The sequence below is a fragment of the Mycobacterium decipiens genome, from assembly GCF_963853665.1.
GTDB classification, from domain to species: Bacteria; Actinomycetota; Actinomycetes; order Mycobacteriales; family Mycobacteriaceae; genus Mycobacterium; species Mycobacterium decipiens.
Window position 1 is genome coordinate 4,189,023 of the sequence record NZ_OY970459.1, and the last position, 14,252, is coordinate 4,203,274.

Annotated in this window: 15 protein-coding genes; 9 read left to right on the plus strand and 6 right to left on the minus strand. The window is 65.3% G+C overall.

Annotated features, from left to right (window positions below):
* Positions 1 to 152: 152 nt before the first annotated feature.
* The 4 genes from AADZ55_RS18490 to AADZ55_RS18505 form a co-directional block, all read right to left on the minus strand.
* A complete protein-coding gene (locus AADZ55_RS18490; RefSeq protein WP_207569085.1) occupies positions 153 to 1,121 on the minus strand; it encodes a 4-(cytidine 5'-diphospho)-2-C-methyl-D-erythritol kinase in 969 nt (322 codons plus the stop codon).
* 58 nt (positions 1,122 to 1,179) lie between these two features.
* Complete coding sequence (gene rsmA / locus AADZ55_RS18495; RefSeq protein ID WP_085325111.1) at positions 1,180 to 2,127, minus strand: 16S rRNA (adenine(1518)-N(6)/adenine(1519)-N(6))-dimethyltransferase RsmA; 948 nt, start codon at positions 2,125 to 2,127, stop codon at positions 1,180 to 1,182.
* Positions 2,100 to 3,227, minus strand: coding sequence for a resuscitation-promoting factor (locus tag AADZ55_RS18500; protein ID WP_207569084.1), 1,128 nt, complete (start codon positions 3,225 to 3,227; stop codon positions 2,100 to 2,102). Before AADZ55_RS18500 ends, rsmA begins: the two co-directional genes overlap by 28 nt.
* 168 nt (positions 3,228 to 3,395) lie before the next feature.
* Positions 3,396 to 4,256, minus strand: coding sequence for a TatD family hydrolase (locus AADZ55_RS18505; protein ID WP_207569083.1), 861 nt, complete (start codon positions 4,254 to 4,256; stop codon positions 3,396 to 3,398).
* 19 nt (positions 4,257 to 4,275) lie between these two features.
* On the opposite strand from AADZ55_RS18505, the gene metG reads away from it, so the two are divergent.
* Together metG and AADZ55_RS18515 are read left to right on the plus strand one after the other, a co-directional pair.
* Positions 4,276 to 5,829 (plus strand): methionine--tRNA ligase, encoded by a 1,554-nt coding sequence (gene metG / locus AADZ55_RS18510; protein ID WP_085325080.1) that lies wholly within the window; start codon positions 4,276 to 4,278, stop codon positions 5,827 to 5,829.
* A 157-nt stretch (positions 5,830 to 5,986) separates the two neighbouring features.
* Complete coding sequence (locus AADZ55_RS18515; RefSeq protein ID WP_085325109.1) at positions 5,987 to 6,349, plus strand: PAS domain-containing protein; 363 nt, start codon at positions 5,987 to 5,989, stop codon at positions 6,347 to 6,349.
* Here the strand turns inward: AADZ55_RS18515 and AADZ55_RS18520 are convergent.
* Both AADZ55_RS18520 and AADZ55_RS18525 read right to left on the minus strand, forming a co-directional pair.
* Positions 6,346 to 7,056, minus strand: coding sequence for a TetR/AcrR family transcriptional regulator (locus AADZ55_RS18520; RefSeq protein WP_085325079.1), 711 nt, complete (start codon positions 7,054 to 7,056; stop codon positions 6,346 to 6,348). The two genes, AADZ55_RS18515 and AADZ55_RS18520, sit on opposite strands and share 4 nt — an antisense overlap.
* 151 nt (positions 7,057 to 7,207) lie before the next feature.
* Positions 7,208 to 7,885 carry a TetR/AcrR family transcriptional regulator gene (locus tag AADZ55_RS18525; protein ID WP_085325078.1) on the minus strand — a complete coding sequence of 226 codons (678 nt, stop codon included), beginning with the start codon at positions 7,883 to 7,885 and terminating at the stop codon, positions 7,208 to 7,210.
* 304 nt (positions 7,886 to 8,189) lie between these two features.
* Here AADZ55_RS18525 and AADZ55_RS18530 point away from each other — a divergent pair, with 304 nt between their 5' ends.
* From AADZ55_RS18530 to AADZ55_RS18560, 7 genes are all read left to right on the plus strand, one after another.
* Positions 8,190 to 8,489: a PE family protein gene (locus AADZ55_RS18530; protein WP_085325077.1), complete on the plus strand. Its 300-nt coding sequence runs from the start codon at positions 8,190 to 8,192 to the stop codon at positions 8,487 to 8,489.
* 20 nt (positions 8,490 to 8,509) lie between these two features.
* Entirely contained in the window at positions 8,510 to 9,664 is a 1,155-nt protein-coding gene (locus tag AADZ55_RS18535; RefSeq protein WP_085325076.1) for a PPE family protein, read from the plus strand.
* 203 nt (positions 9,665 to 9,867) lie between these two features.
* Complete coding sequence (locus AADZ55_RS18540) at positions 9,868 to 10,665, plus strand: glucose-1-phosphate cytidylyltransferase (protein WP_085325075.1); 798 nt, start codon at positions 9,868 to 9,870, stop codon at positions 10,663 to 10,665.
* On the plus strand, positions 10,662 to 11,324 hold the full coding sequence (locus tag AADZ55_RS18545) for a PIG-L deacetylase family protein (protein ID WP_085325074.1): 663 nt from the start codon (positions 10,662 to 10,664) through the stop codon (positions 11,322 to 11,324). The genes AADZ55_RS18540 and AADZ55_RS18545 overlap by 4 nt, the downstream gene beginning before the upstream one ends.
* A gap of 30 nt (positions 11,325 to 11,354) precedes the next feature.
* The gene (locus tag AADZ55_RS18550; protein WP_085325073.1) at positions 11,355 to 11,909 is read left to right on the plus strand and encodes a dTDP-4-dehydrorhamnose 3,5-epimerase family protein; all 555 of its coding nucleotides are present in this window, start codon (positions 11,355 to 11,357) and stop codon (positions 11,907 to 11,909) included.
* Positions 11,910 to 11,934: 25 nt separating this feature from the next.
* On the plus strand, positions 11,935 to 12,747 hold the full coding sequence (locus tag AADZ55_RS18555) for a WecB/TagA/CpsF family glycosyltransferase (protein WP_085325072.1): 813 nt from the start codon (positions 11,935 to 11,937) through the stop codon (positions 12,745 to 12,747).
* Positions 12,740 to 14,245, plus strand: coding sequence for a sugar transferase (locus AADZ55_RS18560; protein ID WP_085325071.1), 1,506 nt, complete (start codon positions 12,740 to 12,742; stop codon positions 14,243 to 14,245). Before AADZ55_RS18555 ends, AADZ55_RS18560 begins: the two co-directional genes overlap by 8 nt.
* The last annotated feature ends 7 nt before the right edge of the window (positions 14,246 to 14,252 follow it).

Genomic DNA, 14,252 nt, shown 5'->3' on the forward strand with positions numbered 1-14,252 from the left:
CCTCGGTCGCCCACCGGGATGTCCGGCGGACGAGGGAATCGCGTGCTCTTGCTCATCGCTGGTCGTCACCGCGAATTATCTTAGGCATCTCTTAAGTAGCTGCCAAACGGTGACGCGATTTGAGGCTGATGTCACACCCGGGTGACCGAGGATCACCCGCCTGACGGGGGCGTTGCAGGCGCCGGGACGACGCGGGCCCCGGGTACCGGTCCGCTGGCGACCCGCACGGTGCGGCAGACGCCCGCCCCGGACAGCTGCGCGCCGACGTCGATCGCCGAGGTCGCCGAGGCGCACAGGAAGGCGCACGTGGGACCCGATCCGGACACGATGCCCGCCAGCGCACCGGCCTCCACACCGGCGCGCAACGCACGCCGCAGCGCCGGGTCCAGGCTCACCGCCGCCGCCTGCATTTCATTGCCCAGTAGCGGCGCCAGCCGATCCGGATCACCCGCGGCCAGGGCCGCCAGCACCGGTCCGGGTTCACCAAGCCGGGGTGGATCTCCCACCTCCCTGAGCCGGTCGAGCTCGGTGTACACCACGGCGGTGGGCAGCCCACTGTCGGCGAACGCCAGCACCCAGTGGAAGGTGTTCCGGGACAACACGGTGGCCAGCTCCTCCCCACGACCGGTCCCCAGCGCGGTACCACCATGCAATGCGAACGGCACATCGCTGCCCAGCCGCGCAGCGAGCATGCGCAGGTCGCGCCTCGGCACATTGAGTTCCCACAGCGAGTTCATCGCTACCAGGACCGCCGCCGCGTCCGCGCTGCCACCCGCCATGCCGCCGGCAACCGGAATCGATTTGTCGATCATGATCGACACGTCCGGCGCCCGGCCGACGTGTTCGGCCATCAGTTCGGCCGCCCGCCAAGCGAGATTGCGTTCGTCGGTGGGCAACTCGTCGGCCCCCTCGCCGACCAACTCGAGTGAGAGCACATCGGCGTTGCGTACGGTCACCTCGTCGACCAACGAGACAGCATGAAACACCGTGGTCAGCTCGTGATATCCGTCCTCGCGGCGATCACCGACCGCCAGATAGAGGTTGACCTTTCCGGGCACGTGAACGGTGACCGACCCGGTAGGCACCCACAGTTCAGCGGTGTTGCCATCAGATGCGGACACCGCAGCAGACTATCGCTGTGGCCGACCAACCACACACGGACGGCGTCCCGATTACCGGTCAGCTCGCCGATGCGTGCCCCGAAACATTGCCCAACGTGGCGTCCCGGCCGGCGGCGTCGTCGGAGCCGCCGGATCGTCGCAGCAGTCGCACGAAGTCCTCGATGGACAGCGTCTCACCGCGACGGGCGGGGTCGATACTGGCCGCCAGCAATCGATTCGCCGACTCGTTTCCCGAGCCCGCCCACTGGACAAACGCGTTGCGAGACGTCTTGCGCCGCTGCGCGAACGCGATGTCGACCAGTTCGAATACCCGCTGCCGGAAGGCGTCGTCGGTGGGCCACGGAGCGGTCTCGTACCGATCGATGCGTACCAGCCCGGAGTAGACCCGCGGAATGGGCCAGAAAACCGTCGGCGACACCATGCCGCAGCGACGAACCCGCCCGAAGAAGCGCAGCTTGACGCTGGGCACACCGTAGTCCTTGCCACCTGGCTCGGCGGCAAGCCGTTCGGCGACCTCGGCCTGCACCATCACCGTCACGACGCGGATCGACGGAAACTCGGCAAGTAGGTGCAACAACGCGGGAACCGCGACGTTGTACGGCAGATTGGCAACCACCGCGGTCGGCTCGGCGGCCAATTCCTCCCGGCGCAGGGCCAGGACGTCGTGATTGACCACCGTCAGCCGGTTGATCTCGCTGTGTGAGTGCTCCGCCACGGTCTGCGGCAGCCGGCCGGCCAGCAGCGGATCGATCTCGACCGCGGTGACGGTCGCGCCGCGGTCCAGCAGTGCCAGGGTCAGCGATCCCAGACCCGGCCCGACCTCCAGAACCAGGTCGGATCGGCTGACCCCGGAAGCCGTAACCACGCGCCGCACCGTGTTGGCGTCGTGGACGAAATTCTGCCCGAGAGATTTCCGCGGCCGAAAGTCGAGCTCTTTGGCTAGCTGCCTGATCTCGGTGCGCCCGAGGAGCCGGATGGTCAGCGTGCACCCGCTCGTCCGGCGCACACCGGCCAGGCGCCCCAACCTTGACGCTGCCGGGTCACCTCGGCGACGGCAATCTGCTCTTCGCGGGTGGCGAGGTCGGCGCGGGCCGCATACCGAAGCCCACCGTTGGCCTCCCAGGTGCCCTGGTCGAACTGCACACCCCCGTAATACCCGTTGCCGGTGTTGATCGCCCAGTTTCCGCCGGCCTCACAGCCCGCGATCGCGTCCCAGATGTTGCCGTCGATCACCACTGGGACGTCGGTGCCAGGCTTGGTGCCCACCCGCACCACCGCTTCGCGGGCTGGGGTCACCACGATGTTGGCGACCGGCAAACGACCGGTCTCGACGCCGTTGACCTGGGCCACCGCGAACGTCACATCCTGGGTCCCCGGGATACCCGGGTCTTCGACGACCTCCCGGCTCATGTTCATCTCCGGGTCCTCGATGCGACGCGCGTTGGGCGGCAGCGGCAGCCGCTCGGTGACCTTCGTGATCCGGTTACGGGTCACCTGGATCTGCATGCCGTCGACGATCGGGGCCGTCGCGCTGGGCACCACCTGGTCGCTTTGCAACAGCGGCACGCCGGCGGCGTTCAGCAGCCCTGCCACGTTCGGCGCCGGCAGGTGAACCGTGCGCACCACCCCGCCGTCGTTGAGTTCCACCGTCTTGGCGCTGACGACCGGCAACGCCATGCCGGACAGCGGGACGCGGCTGGCGCGAGAAGCCGCGGCGGGTGCGGTGTCGGTCATCGCAAGTTGGGCCAGCGCCTCGTCCACCGTCGAGGCCGTCGTCCACACCTGACTGGTGTCGTGACCGTCCAGCGAGATCTGCAGCGGACGGCTGCGCCGCAACACGATGTTGTCGGCGTCATGGACCTGCACATCAGCGGCCGGATACAGGTCATCGCGCTCGTCGACGGAGAACCCGTTCTCCTGGACGATGTCGATCACCCGCGACTTCATCGTCGTCACCCGCATAGCGGTTCCGTCGACGGTCAACGTCACCGTTTTGCTTGCGGCGACCGCATAGCCACCGGCGAACGCCACTGCCAGCAGCAGGGCGCCCACTACGAGGCGCAACATCGGTGATTGGGTCTGATGAAGTTTGGCAAGTAATGTCAACGCGCTATATCCCCGACCTCGGCAACACTCAACGACCTTCACAGCAAACAGAAAATGCAAAATGGGCCCGCCGAAAATAGCTGCCCACCCGTTCGATCACAAGACGGTAACGAACTGGCCAATGTTGAGCAACTCCGACACAAGGATGTTATAGGCAGTTCGGAGCACTCACTCAGGAACCTGCCCCAGCCGGTAGGCCCGGCTAGCGTTGCTCGTGGTGATTCGCGCCACTTCGTCGGGGCGGCGATTGACCAGTTCAGCCAGCGCCCGCACAGTATACGGCAGGCAGTAGGGTTCGTTCGCTAGGCCCCGGTAGGGATGCGGGGTCAAAAAGGGTGCGTCGGTTTCTACCAGCAGCTCGTCCACCCCCACCAGCGCAACGGCCTCGCGTAGGTCACGGGCGTTACGGAAGCTCACGGTCCCGGACAGGCTCAGCAGCCATCCGGCGTCCACACACGCGCGGGCCATCGCCGTGTCCGACGAGAAGCAGTGAAAGATCACGGTGTCGGGCGCGCCCTCGGCCCGCAGCACGTCGAGCACATCATGGTCGGCCTGACGATTGTGGATCATCAACGGTTTGCCGGTCCGCTTGGCCAGGTCTATATGCCACGCAAAGGCCTCCCGCTGGACGTCGGGGTCCGCACAGCCCTGAAGGCGACCGGGCCAATACCTATCCACTCCGGTCTCACCGATGGCCACCACCCGCGGATGGGCCGCCAATCGCTCGAGTTCGGCACGGGCACCGTCGGTGAGCGCATCCGCGCGGGTTGGGTGCAATGCCACCGCGGCATAGACCCGCCGATCCCACTCGGCGGCACGGGTAACCCAGCGCGCCGAATCCAGATCGTCGGCGATGGTGACCACGGCCCTCACCCCGACCGCCGCGGCGCGGTCGACGATGGCTCGCACCCCATCGGCATCGGCGGCGCCGCACGCGTCGAGGTGGGTGTGGGCATCGATCAACGGCGCCAGGGGTTCCGGAGCGGGCGGCGCTTCCCGTCTGACTGGGCGGTCGGAGCTCACGCGCACACAATAGGGTGATGTCCCAATGAAGCCCTATTACGTCACCACCGCGATCGCGTATCCCAACGCGGCGCCGCACGTGGGTCACGCCTACGAATACATCGCCACCGACGCGATTGCCCGGTTCAAACGGCTCGACGGCTTCGATGTGCGCTTCCTGACCGGAACCGACGAGCACGGCCTGAAGGTCGCGCAAGCCGCCGCGGCGGCGGGCGTACCCACCGCGGCGCTTGCCCGGCGCAACTCCGACGTGTTTCAACGCATGCAGGAGGCGCTGAACATCTCCTTCGACCGGTTCATCCGCACCACGGATGCCGACCACCACGAAGCGTCCAAGGAAATCTGGCGGCGGATGTCCGCTGCCGGCGACATCTATCTGGACAACTATTCCGGGTGGTACTCGGTGCGCGACGAGCGATTCTTCGTCGAATCGGAGACCCAACTCGTAAACGGCACCCGCATCACGGTTGAGACCGGCACGCCGGTGACCTGGACCGAGGAGCAGACCTACTTCTTCCGGCTGTCGGCCTATGCAGACAAGCTGCTGGCCCACTACGACGCCAACCCCGGTTTCATCGCACCCGAGACGCGGCGCAACGAAGTGATCAGCTTTGTCTCCGGCGGGCTGGACGACCTGTCGATCTCGCGCACCTCGTTCGACTGGGGGGTGCAGGTGCCCGACCACCCCGACCATGTCATGTACGTCTGGGTCGATGCGCTGACCAACTATCTGACCGGTGCGGGCTTCCCGGATACCGACTCGGATTTGTTCGGCCGCTACTGGCCCGCCGATCTGCACATGATCGGCAAGGACATCATCAGGTTTCATGCGGTCTACTGGCCGGCGTTTCTGATGTCAGCTGGAATCGAGCTGCCGCGAAGGGTTTTCGCGCACGGGTTCTTGCACAACCGCGGCGAGAAGATGAGCAAATCGGTGGGCAACATCATCGACCCGGTAGCCCTGGCGGAAACGTTCGGGGTAGACCAGGTCCGCTACTTTCTCTTGCGTGAGGTCCCGTTCGGCCAGGACGGCAGCTACAGCCCGGAGGCCATCATCACGCGGATCAACACCGATCTGGCCAACGAGCTGGGCAACCTGGCCCAACGTTCGTTGTCGATGGTGGCCAAGAACCTCGACGGGGTGTTACCCGCCCCCGGTGAGTTCTCCGACGCCGACACCGCACTGCTGGCCACGGCGGACGGCTTGTTGGAGCGAGCGCGTGCCCACTTCGACGCACAGGCGATGCATCTGGCCCTAGAGGCGATCTGGCTGATGCTCGGCGAAGCGAATAGATACTTTTCCGCGCAGCAGCCGTGGGTGCTGCGCAAGAGCGAGTCCGCTCAGGACCGGGCCCGGTTCGGCACCACGCTGTATGTCACCTGTGAGGTCGTCCGCATCGCGGCACTGCTGGTCCAGCCGGTGATGCCGGAGTCGGCCGGTAAGATCTTGGACCTGCTCGGCCAGGCCGCAGACCAGCGGTCGTTCACCGCCGTAGGGGTTCGGCTGGCCCCCGGCACGGCGCTACCGCCGCCGACGGGAGTGTTTCCCCGCTACCAGCCGCAGCCCGAAGCTAGCTGAATTTCAGTTACGTTGCACCGCATGCGAATTCAGCAGCTGTGGGCGAGAACGGGCTGCGGGTAGCGGCGTTTGGGCCAAAAGCCCTGGCTCAACTGCTGTCATACGCCATAATCGGCCTGTGGAGCGGCGACGGAACCGGCATACCAGCCAATCTCCGTTGACCTCCTTGGAACAGTTGCCCGCGCTGGTCGTGCTCGAGCGGATCCCGATCCCCGTCCTGGCTATCGGACACGACGGCAGCATCTTGTTCACCAACTCCGCGTTTGCCGAGATGGTGGGCTGGGAACCGGACGAGATCTTGTCGCGGAGATTTCATGAGATCTTCCGCAAGGCGCCGATCTCGGAATCGCTGCTGTCGGCGGTCCACACCCTGGCCAACATGGTCGTCGAATTGGCGCACCAGGACGGTTCGGTGGTGCGCGCGATGATGAGCAGGTCGGCGGCGATGCGGGCCGACGACCAATTTGCCCTCGCCACGTTCCAGGACCTGACCGAACAACTCTGGGAGGACGAACGCTAGGGCACCGGCAATTCCGGCGCTACGGCGGTGTCGCCGGCCGGAACCGGGGCATGGCGGATCGCCTCACGGGCCAGGAACTGCCGGAAGTACGGCAACGACGCCTCGGATGCGATAGTGGGCAGCAGAAGTTCCCAGATTCGGCTCAATCGCCCGCTGATATCTCCGACCAGGCCTTCGCTGCCGCCTTGTGCACGCATGGCGTTGGACAGCAGCCGCGTTCCGATCATCGCGGCGACGATCCACTCGCTGACCAATTCCGGATCGACGTCGTTGCGCAGGTCTCCTTGGGCGATCGCCCGCCGCGCTTCGGTGGCCATCTCACCAACCCAGCATGCGCAGAAGCGCTCCGCCGCCGCATTGAATCCGGCTAGGGCCGCGGTCAATTGCTCGGCCGCATGTGCCATCTTTTCCGAACGGAGCAGCTTGGCGACCGCAAAGGTGCCGTGGATCAGGTTCTCCAGTGCCGGCGAGGCCGTCCCGCACACACCGCGAAAGGCGCCGACGACTAGGTCCGACCCCTCGTCGATGATGGCCGAGGCCAGCGCTTCCTTCGAATCGAAGTGGTGGTACAGCGCCCCCTTCGTCATGCCCGTCCGGTCGATAATCGTGCCCCACCCCGCGGCCGGATAGCCGACCTCGCCGAACACCTCAATCGCGGCGTCGAGAATCTTTCGCCGGGTTAGTTCGGATCGAACCTGGCGCGCCAAAGCGTCCGCACCTCCCCAGTTCAGTCGCCGTTCAGCCGATCAGCCCGGACTCCCGGCCCCCGCGTGTCAAAATAGCTGGTCAGGGCATCAAGCCTAACAGCTGTGTGCCAGGACACGTGCGAGCGTGCGCCCCGGTTCTGCCCGGTCGGACTCAGCCGGTTTTCGCCCGGGTCGTGGTGGCGCTGATCGCAAGCGCTGTGCGTCGCCTGATGAACTGCGCGAAATAGTCGAAGCGGTCCGGTTGCAAGATGCCGGACAGCACGGGAGTCCAGCTCTTCTCCAGATCGAGCAGAAACCGCTCTGGCTCATCCAGATCGCTGGTTTGCCGCAGACCCAAATACATCGACACGATGAGGCGTCCGACGTCGGGTGGATCGATTCGTTCGATGACGTCACCCTCGGCGATCGCCCGCCGGATTACCCTGGCCAGGCTGTCCATCCACCCGCCCAGCAGTCGCGCCTGTAGCCCTTCGGCCCGCCCCACCGAGCCGAGCAAATGCAGCGCCGCCCGGGCCATGTCCTGGCTGATGTCCCGAACGGCAATCAGGTAGCAGAAGTCGATCAGGGTTTCCAGGCCCGAAAGCTCTCTGGCAAGCAGTTCTTGGACGGCCGCGGTTGTCGTGGTGGTGTGTTGTTCGATAATCGCCACCGCCAGCGCATGCTTGGACCGGAAGTGGAAATACATTGCGCCCTTGGTCAATTCGGCTTCGGCAAGTATGTCGTCGAGGCCGACGTCGTGGTAAGCCCGTCGGGCGAACTGATGCGCAGCGGACCGCAGGATCTGTTGACGTGTGGCATCTGCGCGTCCGTCGGCTGAGGCGGCTGTCATCTGACCCGACGAACTCATGTCAGCCGTGCCGGGATGATCGCCTTCACGTTCGCGATGCCTTACTCGAGCAGGGTGGCCGGTTCGTCGGTACTGAGCACGCACCGGCCTGTCTCAGGCGGCATTTGCGCCGCTTCCGAGGCTAGCAGTCCGGCCGCGACCTGCAGTGATCCACGCCGCCGCGACGCGGACCAGAATTGCAAATACTTGAGGTTGCCCATAATGCTTTATTCCATGCCAAAAGTATGTAGTATAGCCCTGCATGTGGGTCGGCGGTTTGCATACGCCGACGGGTTAGGAGGGGCGCATGTCGTTCGTGACCACACAGCCGGAAGCGCTCGCGGCCTCGGCTGGCACCCTGCAGGGCGTCGGCGCGGTGCTGCACGACGGGAACGCCGCCGCCGCGGCTCCCACCACCGGAGTGGTTCCCGCCGCTGCAGACGAAGTGTCGACGCTGACGGCGATGCAATTCGCCGCGCACGCCCGTATGTACCAGGCCGTGAGCGCCCAGGCCTCGGCGATTCACGACATGCTCGTCGACGTCTTGCGGGCCAGTGCCGGATCGTACGCCGCCACCGAGGCCGCCAACGCGGGCACGGCCGGCTGACCCGGGGGGGGTTCGCAGCAATGGATTTTGGCGCACTACCACCGGAGATCAACTCCGCCAGGATGTATGCCGGACCCGGTGCGGGGCCGATGCTGGCCGCCTCGGTGGCATGGGACGAATTGGTCTGCGAATTGCAGACCGCGGCTTCGGCATACTCGTCGGTGATCGCGGGACTGACAAGTGGGCCGTGGCTTGGTCCGGCCGCGGTGGCAGCGGCCGCCGCGGCCTCGCCCTATGCGGTCTGGATGAGCGCCACCGCCGGGCAGGCCGAGCAGGCGGCCGGGCAGGCCAGGGCGGCGGTGGCCGCCTACGAAGCGGCCTACGTGATGACCGTGCCGCCACCGGCGATTGCCGCCAACCGAGCTCTACTGATGGCGCTGACGGCGACCAATTTCTTCGGTCAGAACTCGCCGGCGATCGCGGCTACCGAGGCCTTCTACGGCGAGATGTGGGCTCAGGATGCCGCGGCCATGTATGGCTATGCGGGCAGTTCGGCGGCCGCCTCAACGCTGACACCGTTCACGTCGCCGCCGCAGGTGACCGACCCGGCTGGAGTGGCCGCTCAGGCCACCGCGGTCGCCGAGGCCACCGGCGAGGCAGCCGCACACACGTTGTTGGCGCAACTGGTCGCCTCGGTTCCGGCCGCATTGCAGGGGCTGGCCACACCCACCGCAATCTCGGGAATCTTTCAGTCGCCGGTTGAACTTCTGACCGATCCCTTCCTCGTTCCCAACTACCTGAGCGCGGGCGCCACCCCGATCTACGCGCTCGCCAGTGTGCTTGGCATCGCCCAGACCCTGCAGGGTATGAGCGCTGCCGCTGTCGAGCAGCTGGCCAGCGAGGCAGCAGAAGTGGCCGCCGGTGCCGCCGCCATGGGCGCCGACGGACTCGGCGGTCTTGGGGGCGTGCTGGGCAGCATGGGCCGGGCGGCCAAATTGGGGTCGTTGTCGGTGCCGTCGAGCTGGACCAGCGTAATCCCGACCGCCCACCTCGGCGGCATCAGTTCGGCACTCCCGGGCAGCGGCCCCAACGGGATGGCAAACGTGGCACCGAGCCTGTTGGGCGGGGTGCCGCGGGGCGCGGTCACCCAGGGCCCCGTTCCCGGTCCCCGATATGGACTGGTTCCCACCGTGATGGCACAACCGCCCTCCGCCGGATACGGGGACGTGGTGTGACGGGCACCGGTCGACGGGTCGCCGAGCCCGCATACAGAGATACCAATAGTCTGTTTCTTCTTCCGAAACATTCTTGCAGTATCTATAATTACTATTATTGATTGCTTAGGTATGTACCTCCGCGCCAGCGGAAGGAGAGCTGCAATGGGCGGTTTGCACGGCAACACCACCGGTTCGGTACGCGCTCTGATCGGCGCACGGTCATGAAGGTCGTACTCTTCTGCGGCGGCTACGGCATGCGCATGCGCAGCATGGACAGCGACCTTGTCCCCAAGCCCCTGCAGATGGTCGGGCCCCGGCCGCTGCTGTGGCACGTAATGCGCTACTACGCGCACTATGGCCACAAGGAATTCATCTTGTGCCTGGGTTACGGTCAGGCCCTGATCAAGGACTTCTTCCTCAATTACCGCGAGATGGAGTCCAACGACTTCGTCATGCGCAGCGGTCGGATCGAACTGCTCGACTCCGACATGTCGGACTGGACCATAACCTTCGTGGACACCGGGTTGGAGTCGCCGATCGGCGAGCGGTTGCGCCGGGTCCGCAACCACGTCGGCGACGACCGGTACTTCCTTGCGAACTACGCCGACGTGCTGACCAATGCGCCGCTCGACACGATGATTGACCGGTTTATCGGCAGTGGCGCAGCGGCTTGCATGCTCATCGTGCCGCCGCAGTCGTCCTTTCACTGCGTCGATGTCGGCACCGACGGCGACATCAAAGAGATCGCTCCGATAGCCAAGTTTCCGATCTGGGTAAACGGCGGTTACTTCGTGCTGAGCCCGGAGGTCTTCGATCTGATCCCGGAAAACGGCGATCTGGTCGGCGATGCGTGTATGGCGTTAGCCGGAACGGGCCGGCTGCTGGGCTATCAACACGACGGCTTCTGGAAGCCAGCCGACACGTTCAAGGAGCGAGCCGAACTCGACGCCGACTACAACGCGGGAATCCGTCCATGGATGGTGTGGGAGAAATCGCACTCAGCGAGGCATTCGGCATGATCCCCCTGACCACCCGAGCCGTCAATTCCGTTGCCGCCATTGGAGCCCACTGCGATGACATCGTCATTGGTGCGGGCGCCACGTTGATGCAGATCGCCCGCAACAATCCGGGCGTCGTCGTACACGCGCTGGTATTGAGCGGCGCCGGCACCGAGCGCGAGATCGAGGAAAAGAACGCATTTGCGGCGTTATGCCCCCAGGCCGATGTCCGGTTGACGGTGGCTGACCTACCTGATGGCCACTTGCCGGACCACTGGGGGGCGGTGAAGCGGCAACTCGCCGAGTTCCGCCGGGCCTGTCAGCCGGACCTGGTGCTGGGTCCACAGCGCGACGATCATCACCAGGATCACCGCCTGATAGCCGAGCTCATCCCGACCGAGTTCCGCGCACACCTCACCTTGGGCTACGAGATCCTCAAATGGGAGTCGGACTTGCCGAATCCCACTCTCTACGTACCGGTTCCGGACGATGTGGCACATCAGAAGACACAACTTCTCGCGCAATGCTATCCGTCTCAGGCGAAGCGGGCCTGGTTCGACGACGAGGCGTTCCTGGGCTTGATGCGAGTCCGTGGGGTCCAGTGCCGGGCCCGCTACGCCGAGGCCTTCGTGTCGGAAAAGGCCGTACTGAATCCCGCCGCCGACGATCCACGCGGTTGACGCACCGGCACCGAACCCAGGGGGAGCCGAATGAAGTACACACCCACCGATGTCGCCGGGGCGACAATTGTCGACATCGAACCAAACCGTGACCATCGCGGCTTCTTCGCACGTGCTTTCTGCGCCGCCGAATTCGCAGCGCACGGGCTCATTCCCGAGGTCGCGCAGACCAGTGTCTGCTTCAACCACACCCGGGGGACGGTGCGGGGTCTGCACCGTCAGGTGCCGCCGCACGCCGAGGCCAAGCTGGTGCGCTGCATCCGCGGCGCCATCGTCGATGTCGCCGTCGACGTCCGTCCCGATTCGCCGACCTATGGCATGCACGCGATGGTGGAGTTGAGCGCCGACAACCACCGGGCGCTATTCCTACCCCCCTATGTCGCACACGGTTTCCAGACCCTCACCGACGACACCGAGATCTTCTATCAGGTCAGTGGTTCGTATGTGCCGGCAGGCGAACAAAGCTTCCGTTGGAACGAACCGGAATTCGGCATCGCCTGGCCGCTGCCGGTCACGGTGATCTCCGAAAAAGATGCTAGCTGGCCGCTATTGGCCGCAACGTCGACGACGAAGGCGCCGTCATGATGTTGCTGGGCGGGCTGGGTTGACCATGACCCAGGACACGCTGCCCACGGCCGCTGTGCGCATGGTTGTCAGCGGGAGCATCGTCGAACGCTACGAGACCGACGAAGTGCTCTCGATCATCGCGTCGCACCTGCGTCTGCAGACACCGCTCGGTTTGGCGGTGGGGTCGGTGAACCTCGATCACCTGCACCACTTCCGCCGGGTCGGCGCCGCACCCAAAGGTCGGCTGGAATGGTTGCTGCTGGCAGACGGCATGCCGATCGCCTGGCGGGGCCGACTGCTGACCGCGAAACCCTGGCCTCGGGTCACCGGAGCCGACCTGTTGCCGGCTGTGTTGGCATTGGCCGAAACGAACACCAACCGGGTCGGCTTCCTCGGCGGTAGCACGGCAACCCACCGGCAGCTGGCTGCGCGTCTGCAGACGCGCTATCCAGAACTCGTGATCTCGGGAATGTGGGCACCGCACCCAGCCGACATCGAATCATGCGCCGAGACCCTTGCTGCCGCAATACAGGCCGCGCACACCGACATCCTGGTCGTCAGTCTGGGCAAACCGCGTCAGGAGCAGTGGGTCGACCGGCATGGGCACGCGACCGGGGCGCAGATATTCCTGCCCTGCGGTGGTGCCATCGACTTCCTGGCGGGCAGGACCCGCCGCGCCCCGGAGTGGATGCAGCGCGCCGGGCTGGAATGGCTCTACCGGTTGTCTCGCGAACCGCGCCGACTGGCGCGCCGCTACCTGCTGCAGGGTCCGCTGGCGTTGCTGCGCGCCGCACGAGCCCAGCTCATCTGCTACCCCGGTGTCTTCTACTCCGGCGGGAGCGACGAGCGTGACTAGTACGCTTCGCGCCCAAGACGGTTCGAGGCCGGTCACCGCGTCTCCCGATCGAGAATCTCGCGCAGCGGGCCACTCGCGCTGGCAGCAACGCTATTCGCGTCATCTGCGCATCACCGACTCGGTGCTCGTCTGCGCGGCGGTCGTGGTCGCGCAGTACGTGCGGTTCGGTGACTCGCCGAACAACTCGGGATACCCGGGCCCGGTAATGACGCTGTTCTCATGCCTTTTCGCGATCCTTTGGCTGTCCTCAATCTCGGTCTTTCACACCAGGACCGCCAGCGTGGTCGGGGCGGGAATCGACGAGTATCGGCGCATCGCCAGCGCGTCCTTCTCGACATTCGGAATCATCGCGATGGTCACCCTGCTCGCCAAGATTGACCTCGCCCGAGGCTACTTGGCGGTCGCCCTCCCGGTTGGCACCATCGGCCTGTTGACCAGCCGCCACTTTTGGCGCAAGTACCTCTGGCACCAGCGCGCCCAAGGTCAGTGCCAGACCCTGGTATTGGCGATCGGCGACCGGCCGGGCGTTGCGCACCTCGCCCGAGAGCTGATTCGCAACCCGAAAGACGGCCACGTCGTGGTCGGGGTCTGCATAGCCGGCTATGGACCACCCCGCGGCGAGACGCTCACGGTTGGGGACCGCAAGATTCCGATCCTCGGCGACGAAACCAATGCGGTGGCCGCGATCGACGACTGCGGCGCCGATGCCGTCGCCGTGACACGCACGGAACATTTTGGTGTGCAAGCGATCCGGGAACTGATGTGGCAGCTGGAGACGACCGACGTCCAGCTCGTGGTGTCGCCCGGAGTGATGGACGTCGCCGGGGGACGATTGACTGTGCGCCCCATCGCCGGATTTCCGCTGCTGCATGTCGAGAAGCCGCAGTACAAAGGAACTCAGCGCTTTCAGAAGCGAGCATTCGACTTCTGCTTCTCGCTGGGCGCGTTGATCGCAACCGCACCGCTTCTCATCGCATCCGCCATCGCGATCAAACTGACCAGCAAAGGACCGGCCCTGTACCGCGCCGAGCGCATCGGCCTAGACGGAAAGCCGTTCATGATGCTCAAGTTCCGGACGATGGTCGACGGCGCGGACGCGCAAGTCGAACGACTGCTTCCAGTCAACCAGGGCGCGGGCGGCATGCTCTTCAAGATCCATCACGACCCCCGGGTCACACGGATTGGCAGGATGCTGCGCCGATTCAGCGTCGACGAACTACCGCAGTTCATCAATGTGCTGAAACAAGATATGAGCGTCGTAGGGCCCCGGCCGCCGTTGCGCCGCGAAGTGGAGAACTACCACGGGGAAGTCAGGCGACGGCTGTTGGTGAAGCCGGGCATCACCGGATTGTGGCAAGTGAGCGGTCGTTCGGACCTTTCCTGGGAAGACTCGGTCCGGCTAGATCTGTCCTACGTCGACAACTGGTCGATGGCAGGGGATCTCATTATCATCACCAGGACGATCAAGGCCGTTCTGGCCACCGACGGAGCCTACTGATGGCCAG

Bases quoted from the DNA above. Each gene is read 5' to 3' on its own strand.
- AADZ55_RS18525 (WP_085325078.1), bottom strand. From the start codon at position 7,885: ATGACAGCCGCCTCAGCCGACGGACGCGCAGATGCCACACGTCAACAG.
- AADZ55_RS18540 (WP_085325075.1), top strand. From the start codon at position 9,868: ATGAAGGTCGTACTCTTCTGCGGCGGCTACGGCATGCGCATGCGCAGC.
- AADZ55_RS18550 (WP_085325073.1), top strand. From the start codon at position 11,355: ATGAAGTACACACCCACCGATGTCGCCGGGGCGACAATTGTCGACATC.
- AADZ55_RS18530 (WP_085325077.1), top strand. From the start codon at position 8,190: ATGTCGTTCGTGACCACACAGCCGGAAGCGCTCGCGGCCTCGGCTGGC.
- AADZ55_RS18535 (WP_085325076.1), top strand. From the start codon at position 8,510: ATGGATTTTGGCGCACTACCACCGGAGATCAACTCCGCCAGGATGTAT.
- metG (WP_085325080.1), top strand. From the start codon at position 4,276: ATGAAGCCCTATTACGTCACCACCGCGATCGCGTATCCCAACGCGGCG.
- AADZ55_RS18555 (WP_085325072.1), top strand. From the start codon at position 11,935: ATGACCCAGGACACGCTGCCCACGGCCGCTGTGCGCATGGTTGTCAGC.
- AADZ55_RS18545 (WP_085325074.1), top strand. From the start codon at position 10,662: ATGATCCCCCTGACCACCCGAGCCGTCAATTCCGTTGCCGCCATTGGA.